We start from the raw sequence: 10954 nt of genomic DNA, 5'->3' as shown, positions 1-10954 counted from the left end.
AACCAGACCCTAACTCTTTATGGACATTAATACAGGCATTAATAATCCTATCAGTTAACTCTTCTTTTCTCCACTTCTCCATCTTCTCCCTTTCTCCTTATTTTTTATATCCTACCTGAACTCTTACAACCATTAAGATACAGCCTCAAGTCTCTCTGGGTTTTGAGAGTTGGTGATTACAGAATCATTTACAAAATTGAAGGTAACACTATTGCAATATTAAAAATAGGTCACCGTAAAGAAGTGTATCAGGGTATCCTCACCCGATTACCTTTCTGATCTCCTGCATTTTAGCCCTCCAGTCAGGCACATCCTCTGCAGTCAGGATATCTATTGCCCCGCCTTGAAAATCACCTTCAATGTCACCCATCTTCTCTTCAATCCAGCCCTCAATTTCAAGATAAGCATTTTTAAGTCCTTTTAGCACCTCAGGGTCAGCATTCCACAGTCCACGTTCCTGCGCCTCAAGGAGTCTGCGGCCAATCTCCTCTAATGCCCAGGGATTATTCTCCTCGAAAAATTTCCTGTTCTCCTCATCTAACACAAAGGTGCTGGCAATCTCATCGAATATCCAGTCATCGACTTCTTTCGTTGTTGCCTCCCAGCCGTAAACCCTGCCAATTCTTTTAGAGATATCTCCGGCGCCTTTGTATCCGTGGCGTTTCATTCCTTCAATCCATTTTGGGTTAAGCAGTTTTGTTCGCACTACACGCCTGATCTCATCTGCCATATCTCGCACCTCAATATGCCCTGGTTCACGGGTATCGCCGTAGTAAGTCTTGACTTCTTTGCCTGAGATAGTTCTGGCAGCAGTAGTCATCCCGCCGTGTGTGCCGAAATAGCAACAACAACCAAAGAGGTCATATTCATCGCTGACCACCTTATTGTAGGTTATGTCAACTGTTTTAAGGCTATCAGTCAACTGCTTATGTTTTTCTTCGCCAAATATCCCCTTGCCATAGGCGTATCCGTTCCAATAGATAAAGATATCACTCAAATCCTTTTCCTCTTTCCATGCAGAGGCATAGACCGCCAGTTGTGTTCCTGCCTGATAGGTGCCGGGTTTTGATGCAAAGATACGCAGGGTAGCATCTCGCCAGTTCTCTTTAGAGGAATTTCCGTCGCTATTCTGGTTAATTTGAGCTAAGGCGTGTTTTCGCACAAAATTCAGCTCCTCAACCTCATCCAGACAGGCTACTACCTGGATAGCCTCATCCAGGAGCTCAATGCAGTTTGGAAAGTTATCCCGGGTGATACCCGAAACACGAATAGTAACATCAATCCTTGGTCTTCCAAGCTCTAAAAGGGGAATCACCTCAAAGCCTTTCACCCTGCCATTTGGATGCCAGAGAGGCCGCACACCTAAAAGGGACATAATCTGTGCCATCCCTTCGCCATCAGCCCACATTATATCCGAGCACTGCCAGTAGATAGCTACATTCTCCGGAAGTCTGCCTTGTTCTTGCTTATGCTTTTCAAGCAGCGCATCAGCTAATTTCTGTCCCACCTTCCAGGCAGCCTTTGTTGGAATCCGATGCGGGTCAAGGGAATAGAAATTTCTGCCAGTCGGTAGAATATCGTCTCTGCCCCGGCTAATTAAGCCCGAGGGTCCTGGCGGGATATACCCACCGCTAAATCCGTGCAGGAGTGAGGCTATCTCCTGTGATTGATCGATTCTGCTATTTAGATCAAGCACCCGCTCTCGCAGTTTAGTCCACAGGGAACTATCAACCAGGCTGGAGTCTGTGACCTGTAGACCAATAACCTGCCGAATAAATCCCTTACAGGCTGTATCCACCTCTTCCAGCAACTCTCCATAGCTCTTCTGATGATGCGGACATACCCCATCCTGATTTGCCAGCATCTTAGATAAATCCATACCCATCATAGAGGCAACAGTCCTACGCAGAGAAATATTTTCCCCTGCATCATAACGCAGAATAGAGTTGATAAATTCCACTCGCATTTCTCCTTCAGGCAGTTGTCCAAAGATGTGCATCCCATTTTGTATCTGAGTGTTTCGTATGCGGGAGAGCACTCCATGAGCATGCCTTACCACCTCGTCAAACCCTACATCCTGGTTCAATCTCATCTCCTTGCTGAGATTGGTCTTTTCTATCATCTCCATAATCAGGTGTTGAAGTGCGTGTGCTCGTGCTGGGTCAACATCCTTTACCTGCTCATATTCACCAATAAAGCGTCCTAACTCCTCAAGCTCCTCATACAGCCCACCCTGTGTCATTACAGTCTGCATATGGTCAACCAGTGTAGCACAGCTTCTGCGTTTGGCAATAGTACCTTCAGGTGGGTTGTCAGCATTATAGATATAAAGATGCGGCAGGTCTCCGATACCTATATCTGGATAGCAGTCACCAGATAGGCCGGTGCCTTTGCCAGGCAAAAACTCTAAGTTGCCGTGCGTGCCCACATGCACAATTACATCTACCCCAAAATCATACTCAAGGTAGCGGTATGTAGCCAGATACTGGTGTGGTGGGGGGATATCCGGATCGTGCAGAATCTTGCATACCTGGCCATCACACCTGGCACCAGCACAACCGCGTTTGGGCTGAACGCAGACCACTACATTGCCATATTGAATCCCTGTAATAAGAATTTTACCTTCATAGACCATAGCCGCCGGCACACCATTTTTCTCTTCACCAGGTGGATTACCCCAGGCATCATTCATGCGTTTCTTCACTGTGGGAGAAAGGGTATCAAACCATTGGACATATTCTTCTTTAGTCATCTGCTTGAGAAAGCCGCCTTTTTTGACAATTTCATCAACGGTTGTCCAGCGAAACTCACTGATGGCTTTGCGTTCCATAATAGTATCAATGAGTTCTTTGCCATCGGCTGGTGGGTCAATAGCATAGCCCACCCCTTTCATCTGGTGCATTATTCGAGCTACACTCTCTAAGGTATCTAAGTGGGCACCACCACCTACTGTAGCCTCTACCGAGGCACAGGGGTTGTTATGCAGGATAAAGGCTACCTTGCGGTGCTGGATGGCTTTCTTTCGCAATCGTATCCAGTTAGCTACTCGTTTCGCAACCTTTTTACACCGCTCCTCAATTGGCATCCGGCGCTCTAAGTCCCCTTTTTCTTTACTCGCCCCTCCAATAATAATGGGCTCAATTACTCCTTCAAATTCCGGCATAGCAATTGACCAGCCAATTCCTGCCCCAAGCCCATCCGAATCGCTATTCCATTCATCTATAGTTCTATAATAGGAAGTGACCGGAGAAAATACAGGCACATCAAACAGTTTCAATATTTCCACGCCACAAGATGCAACTATATTATCATCTTGATTTTTCCCGCGTGTGTTGCCAAGGAAAAAATTCTGGAGTTTAATAAACGCATCTATCCGCGGGGTTTTGTCTTTGCCCAAAAAATACTCGCAAATTACCTCTCCACTTCCCTTATTCCCCCACTCTTCGTCCTTAATAGAATATGAAAAAGCAGGGATAACCTTTAAATTTAGTTTCTCTAATTCCCGAATAAGGGTATTCTCAACTTCAAGATTATCATTCACCCAGTAGTGCCGGGACAGGAGTATCCCAACCGTCCCTGCCGATGGTAAACCAGAGGACTTTGAATTATCATACCATTGGAGATATTCTTCAATATTGTTAAAAATTGACGCTGTATCAGGATGATATAGTCCTTCCCAGGGGACTGGTTTTGGCTCTGGGGCATTCAGATCAAGCCCGCCTACCTCCCTGGCAATATATCGTAGCATATTGGTGAAGTTCTCTTCGCCGTTGATGACAAGGTAGGAATAGACTTGAGCTACTATCTCTGGCTTTACCGTAGAGAGCATCCAGTAGGACGGGTCGTGTCCGAGGCAGACAATAGGCACCCTTTTGCCCAGCTCTTTAAGCCTGCCTTCAATCGTTTCCCAAAACCCTTCGGTTGAACGATAGAGAAAAATGATGTGCGCTTTTGCCATTTCATTAAGTATTGCCTCAATCTTTTCCGGTTCTTGTTCAAGCCTTTTTGAGGAATAAGCCTTAATTTCTGCAAAATCTTTCACATTTTTGCTTGCCCGAACAAGCATATTTATATAACTCTGCCACATAATTGATACTATCTTCACCTAACACCCTCCTAAGAAATTTTTCGACCTGTGAAATAGGTTTAAATAAAATGCAAGAAATAGATATTCAATCTCTACTGCCGATACAAATAGGTCGCTCCTACGGAGCTACAAATATATTGCTTTTGCGGAATACTACAAACAGATTGCTCCTACAGAGCTTTATTCATATTAGCTCCAGAGGAGCGATATGTTTGTAGAAAGATTATCTTCCTCTATAACAAATTAGCTCCATAGGAGCGGCCTGTTTATTCTCTATTGGGGGATATTTGTAACCCTATTTCACAGGTCGAAATTTTTTTCTGCCCATCAATAACCACTACCTGTAAGCAGTCTATCAAAGGGTTATTCTCAACCACTACCTCTACCTCATAAGCAGTTTTAAGATTTTCTTTAGTAAGCACATCCCTGGGGCTTCCTGCTGAATGAATTTTCTGATTGTGGAGTAAAATAAGCCTATCACAGAATCTGGCGGCTAAATTCAAGTCGTGAATGACCATCACCGCAGTAATATTATCATCCTTCACTAATCTTCTGGTTAAATCCAATATCCTCATCTGATGTTTTATATCAAGATTTGCCGTAGGTTCATCCAGTATGAGTATTTTAGGTTCTTGAGCTAATGCCCGGGCAATAATAACCTCCTGTCGTTCACCACCACTTAGCTCACCTATCAAACGATGACGAAATTTACTGGTATTTGTCTTTTCCATAGCCTGTTCTACTGCATCTATATCCTCTTTTGTGGAGGCAAATCGACTCTTTTGATGGGCATATCTACCCATAGAAATTACATCCTCTACAGTAAATAATGGTGGCACAAAAGAACTTTGTGGCACAACCGCCATTATCCTGGCTATTTCCTTACGAGAAAACTTGCTTATCTCTTTTCCCTCCAGTATAACCTTACCTGAGAGTGAATGTTTTACCCAGGTCATTACCTTAAGCAAAGTAGTCTTGCCGGCACCATTTGGACCAATGATACCGAGGAATTCACCTTTTTCTACACTAAAGCTAATTCCATCAAGAACTTGTATTTCTCGATATGAGGCTGATATATTTTCTACTTTGAGCATTTTACCACCAACTAATTGCCTTTTTTCTCCGTCTCAGCAGATAGACAAAGTAAGGTGCACCTATACCTGCAGTAATAATCCCAATGGGTATTTCTTGTGGTTGAGCAATTGTTCTTGCCAGTGTATCGCATAAAACAAGGAATATTGCCCCAGATAGAGCCGAAGCAGGTAATAAGAGATGGTGGCCTGGTCCAACAATAATACGGACAAGATGTGGAACAACTAAGCCAACAAAACCTATTATTCCGCTTACTGATACCGCTACAGCGGTAACCAGTGAAGCGGCAACAAGCAATATTCTCTTGACTGCTTCAACCTCGATTCCCAAATGCAGTGCAGTCTCTTCACCAAATTGAAGGGCATTTAGCTCACGAGCCAGGAAATAAAGGGTTACAATTCCACAAAGGATAGGTAAAATAACCATCTTCACATCACTCCAACAAGCCATAGAAAAAGAACCCATCAACCATAGGACTACCTCTCGCAATGCCTGGTCAGATGAGATAACTTTCAAAAACGAGACAATGCTATTCAAGAAAAATCCTACCGCAATACCACATAAAAGCAGGGTTTCTATGGGCACCTTTCCATCGGTTTTGGCAATATTATAGACCAGAAGTATGGTAATGGTTGCTCCAATAAAAGCCATAGCCGGAATACAAAGTCCTCCAAATACCTTACCTATACCCAGCACAATAGCTACTGCCGCACCCACAGCCGCACCTGAAGACATACCCAGGACATAAGGTTCTGCCATAGGGTTGCGAAATAATCCTTGCATACCTGCCCCGGCTATTGCCAGACCCATACCAATCAACATAGAAAGAATAACCCTTGGAGTGCGAATATCTACTACGATTGTCTCTTGAATACCACTCCAATCCTGCGGAATCAATCCACATAGCATCTTACTCAGCCATATCTTAATGATGATTACTGGAGGTATGGATATAGAACCAACCATAATCGCTATTAAGCATACCGCAATCAGAATAATACATAAAATAAGTAAGATAGAAAAATGTCTTTTGTATCTCATCTGTTCGCTTCCTTCCACCCCCTTAATCCCTTGCCAGACCTTATCTTTACCCATAAGTTTTACTGGACAATGTTACATTCATTCACAATTCGCAATTCACAATTCGCAATTCACGATTTTTTTCCTATCGTCCGTATGCTGGAACTGATGATTTTTGAGAGCTCATCACATTCTTTGACCACGCTCAATAGTTGATTAATGGGTAACAAATTGCTTCGTTTTATAATCTCCAACCAAATTCCAGATTCATTTAATTCTTTCAAAACAATCCCCAACTTGTGAACAAAATCATTTTTACTTTCCGCTCCTCGTGCTTCACCATAATTCGGTGCAGGAGAAGTACCACATCGAAGTAATTGCCCCGCAATGTGTTTCCCAATATGAGTATTTGGTAATGCAGAGCATAATTCTATAATTATGACTGCAAAATTAATCAATCGTTCCTGAATATCATCCCCTTTCGCCATTCATGAATCTCCTTAACTTTCATTCACAATTCGCAATTCACCATTCACAATTCACCATTTCTTCCCTAAATCTCCTTAAAATGGTGAATGGTGAATTGTCAATTGTGAATTATCACTCTTCACGCTGCCCAGTAAAAATTGTGGGACATGATTACTGCCAGCGGCTGACATATCCCTCTGACTACTGACTGCTGTCACTTGCCCCTTGTTACTCATTTCTATCTCCGGATGGATAAACTTAACCAGATTACGCATTGCCTCCGGGAATCTGATTATGCTATGGATACTATTCCCATCTATTAGATATATGCGATTGTTTTTGACCGCATTAATATGCTTAAACCCCTGGCGTTCTTTAATCTCCTTTATCCTTATCTCTTTCTGGTTTTCCTGCCAGTAGGAAATAATAATCACATCAGGATTTTTGCTGATGATGTATTCTGGTGAAATTTCAAACCACTGTTTATCAAATTCACCGGCTAAATGAATTCCTCCTGAGAGCTCAATCAATTCATGGATAGATGCTTTTCTTCCATAGGTACCATTACCTGTTCCCCACCAATAAAAGACTAATGGTCTTGTTTTAATAGCAGAAGAGACCTTATTTGCTATTGTATCTATCTCCTTTTTTATTTTACGGGTTAGTTTTTCTGCCTCTTTCTTTTTGCCGAGTAATACCCCTAATCGTTTTATCTGGTCAAGACCAAAGGCAACATCTATAGGAGTACAGAACGATGCATAAGGTAGAGTATATCTTTCAAACGCAGATGTATATTTCCCTGGGTTCTCAAGGGAAGCATAGAGAATAATAAGGTCAGGGTTAAGTGAGATAATCTTTTCAATATTGGGATTATCGAAACTTCCTATATGTGGTTTTTCTAACAAGGACGGATACCTTCGGCATACTTCAGGATAAAAAAAATCAATTTTATTCGGAACAGCAATGATTCTATTCCCTCCCCCAAGTTCAAATATAGCGGCTAATGGAGTTGCACTAATAACCGCAATCCGCTCAGGTGGTTTTTGCAAGACTATCTTTTTGCCAAAGTCATCAAAGCCAATAATCTGCTCTGCCCAACTATTAAAACACCCAAACCCTAAAAATAAGAATGCGTAGAGAAATATTCTCATCTGTTTGCCCTCCTGATAGTTATTACTCCCCAATAAAAGGAAATGATAAAGATAACTAACATAATGCCAATAGAGATTAATTCTATGGGTTGCCCAAGGAAGCTGGCTCTTAATGCTTTGCTGGCATGGGTTAGTGGCAGGAGATAAAGAATCCATTTGATAAATGTAGGGAGTGTATCTATGGGGAAGAATGTCCCACAAAAGAAAGCCATCGGCATAATAAAGAAGTTGGAAAAGGTAGCTGTATCCTCATGCGATTTTGCTAAGAATCCAGAGATAACCCCTAAGCAAGCAAAGATAAAACAGTTTAATAACCAGACGATGAAAAACACAGGGTTTAGTGGAAAACTTGCCCCAAAGATAGCACCAAATACCAGGATTAAACTTGAGGCAAAAAGTCCACGCACTACCCCGGATAATATCTCTCCCAGCATTATATCGGCTGCGGTTATCGGACTTACCTGATATTCATCAAAGGTCTTAAAATGTAGTCTGCCTACAGAAATAGAGGTAGCAATCCAGGTATAAGAATTGGTCATAGAACTCATTGCGCAAATACCGGGCACCACAAACATAAGATAAGAAACACCATCAATACTCATTCCCCGCCCCAATCCCAGACCAAAGGCAACTAAATACAAAAGTGGTGTAACCATAGTTGAAAAGAGGTAGCCGATACGCAATAGCCGCCGCTTAAAAATAAGCATCTCTTGCAAAAATATAGGGTAGAAATTCATCAAAAATCCCCTTGACAATTTTAGCAATTCATTGTACAATTTAATAATCAATAAAGTGTATCATCAGGAGGTTAGATTATGTTTACTATAAAAGAAGAAACTACCTTAGTTGGTGTCTCTGAATTAAGGACACATTTCAACCAAATCTTAAATGTTGCCAAAGAAAAGAATGTTGTACTCACTAAGAGAAATAGGCCTATCATGGCTATCCTGGACTACAATCGCTATCAGCAAATGACCGAGCTAATCGAAGAACTTGAAGATTTATCCTTTGAAAGTCTTGCTCAACAGAGGCTAAACCGCAAGGATAGAAAAACTATTCCTCTTGAAGAAGCCATAAAAAGGGTTGGTTAAATGTATCAGGTTGAAATTGACACCCTTGTTCTTGAAGAAGACTTCAAGTATATCTCAAAGGAGGATCAGCGTCGCATATTGAAAGAAATTAATTACAAACTTACGACTGCTCCAGATAAGTTTGGCAAACCTCTGCGAAAGTCCCTGAAAGGGTTATACAAACTCCCTGTTGGGCAATATCGGATAGTTTACCAGATATTTAAACACAAGGTTCTGGTGGAAGTAATTGCTATTGGATTCCGAAGAGACCTTGAGGTTTATAAAACAGCCCTTAAACGACTTAAAAGGTGTTTGGGTTAATTAATCCTCTCACCCGTAAGCTTAATAAACACATCCTCTAAGTTTGACTCACGGATGACTACATCATCAGCCTTTTGTTCAGCAAATTTATAAGCTTCTTCCTGTTTATCAAACAACCTATAATTAGTTATGCCATCATCAAGGGATTCCACCACAAAATGCCCCACTTTGGCTTTTAGTTCTTCAGGAGAGTCCAGGGCAATCAATTTACCATGATTAAGGATACCTACCCGGTGACAGAGCAGTTCTGCTTCCTCAATGTAATGGGTGGTAAGTAAAATTGTTACCCCTTGCCGGTTCATCTCGCGAATGAGGTCCCATATCTGGCGTCTGACCTGGGGGTCAAGTCCAACCGTAGGCTCGTCCAGGAACAGCACCTTTGGCCGATGCATAATAGCCCTGGTAACAAGCAATCTTCTTTGCATACCGCCGGAGAATGTCTTTAGTAAATGGTTTGCCCGCTCAGCCAGGCCGCACCAGGCAAGCAACTCATCTATCCTCTGAGGGATTGCCTCCATTCGATGAAGGAGTCCATGGATATGAAGATTTTCATAAGCGGTAAGTTCCCGATCAAGGTTTATTTCCTGTGGGCAGACACCAATGATGCGTTTCACCTTATCTGCAGATGAGACGACATCCAGTCCATCAATCTCTGCCCTACCAGAGGTCGGCAGTGCCAAGGTATTAAGCATCCGCACTGTAGTAGTTTTGCCTGCCCCATTTGGTCCAAGCAAGGCAAATATCTCACCTTTTTTGATATGCAGATTAAGGTCATCCACCGCCTTTATCTTGCCAAAATGTTTGGTCAACCCTTCTGTCTTAATCATTTCTCTCCTGAAAATAGGAAGTAGAAAGTAGAGAGTAGAAAGTAGAAAGTAAAGAAAACATCACTCCTCATGCCTCTTCCCCCTTAAACATTCCCAATCGGTAAGTTAGCCAGATATGTCCCACCGGTATAACTATCATTTAGTGGCATGCCATCAAGCAACACCAGTGTCCGCTGATTACCGCTAAACCCGCGCAGTGCCCCGCTACTCATCGTATCCGCAAATTTCTTGCGGCGCTGTGTCACCCCTGCCTCATATTTCAATGCCTCATCCACAAATGTTATCCTTGCCTTTTGTTCCATCTCTTCCTTTGTTATCACCGAGGCACTCACCGGCACATCACCAATTCCTTTTTCTACTTTTGTTGCCGTTACCACAACATCCTCTAATTCCACCACCGTCGCTTCTGTCCCCTGTTGTTGAGCAAATCCTGTTCCTGCCAGACACAAACTCATTCCTAATCCCATCCAAAAACCTTTTTTCATTTTAAAAAACACCTCCCTATGTTACGATTTTAAAAATTATAACACAAAGTAAAAAATTTATCAAGTAAAAAATTATGGTAACTATTCAGCCACAGATCTGGAGGGCTTTTAGTTATGATGTTGACCACCTACGGCATTGGCATCATAGAGAGCGGAAGTAGGTCCACGAACTACTTCAATCTTTTGTAAGAGTTCAGGTAGGATATAAAAAATAAGGAGAAAGGGAGAAGATGGAGAAGTGGAGAAAAGAAGAGTTAACTGATAGGATTATTAATGCCTGTATTAATGTCCATAAAGAGTTAGGGTCTGGTAAATTTCGCAGACTCCAGGATTGATGTCCGAAGGGTGGAGCAAGAAAAAGTTTGAGCCATTTCTCCAATTCTCCCTTTTCCCCATTTCTCCTTGTTTACACTTCTAATGTATAGCCCTGAAC

At 42.3% G+C, this 10954-nt stretch carries 12 protein-coding genes; 3 read left to right on the top strand and 9 right to left on the bottom strand.

The window, feature by feature from the left end; genetic code table 11:
• Nucleotides 1-99: 99 nt before the first annotated feature.
• Nucleotides 100-279: a type II toxin-antitoxin system mRNA interferase toxin, RelE/StbE family gene (locus tag AB1414_08655; protein ID MEW6607509.1), complete on the top strand. Its 180-nt coding sequence runs from the start codon at nucleotides 100-102 to the stop codon at nucleotides 277-279.
• Here AB1414_08655 and cobN read toward each other — a convergent pair.
• From cobN to AB1414_08625, 6 genes are all read right to left on the bottom strand, one after another.
• Nucleotides 260-4105 (bottom strand): cobaltochelatase subunit CobN, encoded by a 3846-nt coding sequence (gene cobN, locus AB1414_08650; protein ID MEW6607508.1) that lies wholly within the window; start codon nucleotides 4103-4105, stop codon nucleotides 260-262. The two genes, AB1414_08655 and cobN, sit on opposite strands and share 20 nt — an antisense overlap.
• Before the next feature lie 248 nt (nucleotides 4106-4353).
• Nucleotides 4354-5181, bottom strand: a complete 828-nt coding sequence (locus AB1414_08645; GenBank protein MEW6607507.1) for an ABC transporter ATP-binding protein — start codon at nucleotides 5179-5181, stop codon at nucleotides 4354-4356.
• A 1-nt stretch (nucleotide 5182) separates the two neighbouring features.
• The gene (locus tag AB1414_08640; protein MEW6607506.1) at nucleotides 5183-6274 is read right to left on the bottom strand and encodes an iron chelate uptake ABC transporter family permease subunit; all 1092 of its coding nucleotides are present in this window, start codon (nucleotides 6272-6274) and stop codon (nucleotides 5183-5185) included.
• Between the two features lie 56 nt (nucleotides 6275-6330).
• A complete protein-coding gene (locus AB1414_08635; protein MEW6607505.1) occupies nucleotides 6331-6687 on the bottom strand; it encodes a four helix bundle protein in 357 nt (118 codons plus the stop codon).
• A gap of 75 nt (nucleotides 6688-6762) precedes the next feature.
• Nucleotides 6763-7818: an ABC transporter substrate-binding protein gene (locus AB1414_08630; protein ID MEW6607504.1), complete on the bottom strand. Its 1056-nt coding sequence runs from the start codon at nucleotides 7816-7818 to the stop codon at nucleotides 6763-6765.
• Nucleotides 7815-8555, bottom strand: coding sequence for an ABC transporter permease (locus AB1414_08625; protein ID MEW6607503.1), 741 nt, complete (start codon nucleotides 8553-8555; stop codon nucleotides 7815-7817). Before AB1414_08625 ends, AB1414_08630 begins: the two co-directional genes overlap by 4 nt.
• Nucleotides 8556-8633: 78 nt before the next feature.
• On the opposite strand from AB1414_08625, the gene AB1414_08620 reads away from it, so the two are divergent.
• Nucleotides 8634-8909, top strand: coding sequence for a type II toxin-antitoxin system Phd/YefM family antitoxin (locus AB1414_08620; GenBank protein ID MEW6607502.1), 276 nt, complete (start codon nucleotides 8634-8636; stop codon nucleotides 8907-8909).
• Complete coding sequence (locus tag AB1414_08615; GenBank protein MEW6607501.1) at nucleotides 8910-9209, top strand: type II toxin-antitoxin system RelE/ParE family toxin; 300 nt, start codon at nucleotides 8910-8912, stop codon at nucleotides 9207-9209.
• Here the strand turns inward: AB1414_08615 and AB1414_08610 are convergent.
• The 3 genes from AB1414_08610 to AB1414_08600 all read right to left on the bottom strand — a co-directional run bounded on the left by AB1414_08610 (nucleotide 9206) and on the right by AB1414_08600 (nucleotide 10725).
• A complete protein-coding gene (locus AB1414_08610) occupies nucleotides 9206-10036 on the bottom strand; it encodes an ATP-binding cassette domain-containing protein (protein ID MEW6607500.1) in 831 nt (276 codons plus the stop codon). The two genes, AB1414_08615 and AB1414_08610, sit on opposite strands and share 4 nt — an antisense overlap.
• An 83-nt stretch (nucleotides 10037-10119) precedes the next feature.
• Complete coding sequence (locus tag AB1414_08605) at nucleotides 10120-10521, bottom strand: TonB-dependent receptor plug domain-containing protein (protein MEW6607499.1); 402 nt, start codon at nucleotides 10519-10521, stop codon at nucleotides 10120-10122.
• 108 nt (nucleotides 10522-10629) lie between these two features.
• Nucleotides 10630-10725, bottom strand: coding sequence for a TonB-dependent receptor plug domain-containing protein (locus AB1414_08600; GenBank protein ID MEW6607498.1), 96 nt, complete (start codon nucleotides 10723-10725; stop codon nucleotides 10630-10632).
• Nucleotides 10726-10954: the final 229 nt, after the last annotated feature.

This window comes from bacterium (assembly GCA_040755795.1).
GTDB lineage: Bacteria > UBA9089 > CG2-30-40-21 > CG2-30-40-21 > SBAY01 > JBFLXS01.
The sequence above is the reverse complement of the archived record's forward strand: the minus strand, read 5'-3'. Positions and strand labels throughout refer to the sequence as shown.

What these genes read in the sequence shown, in the direction of transcription:
- AB1414_08640 (MEW6607506.1), bottom strand. Translation starts at nt 6,274, where the DNA reads ATGGGTAAAGATAAGGTCTGGCAAGGGATTAAGGGGGTGGAAGGAAGC.
- AB1414_08610 (MEW6607500.1), bottom strand. Translation starts at nt 10,036, where the DNA reads ATGATTAAGACAGAAGGGTTGACCAAACATTTTGGCAAGATAAAGGCG.
- AB1414_08635 (MEW6607505.1), bottom strand. Translation starts at nt 6,687, where the DNA reads ATGGCGAAAGGGGATGATATTCAGGAACGATTGATTAATTTTGCAGTC.
- AB1414_08620 (MEW6607502.1), top strand. Translation starts at nt 8,634, where the DNA reads ATGTTTACTATAAAAGAAGAAACTACCTTAGTTGGTGTCTCTGAATTA.
- AB1414_08615 (MEW6607501.1), top strand. Translation starts at nt 8,910, where the DNA reads ATGTATCAGGTTGAAATTGACACCCTTGTTCTTGAAGAAGACTTCAAG.
- AB1414_08605 (MEW6607499.1), bottom strand. Translation starts at nt 10,521, where the DNA reads ATGAAAAAAGGTTTTTGGATGGGATTAGGAATGAGTTTGTGTCTGGCA.
- AB1414_08625 (MEW6607503.1), bottom strand. Translation starts at nt 8,555, where the DNA reads ATGAATTTCTACCCTATATTTTTGCAAGAGATGCTTATTTTTAAGCGG.
- AB1414_08630 (MEW6607504.1), bottom strand. Translation starts at nt 7,818, where the DNA reads ATGAGAATATTTCTCTACGCATTCTTATTTTTAGGGTTTGGGTGTTTT.
- AB1414_08645 (MEW6607507.1), bottom strand. Translation starts at nt 5,181, where the DNA reads ATGCTCAAAGTAGAAAATATATCAGCCTCATATCGAGAAATACAAGTT.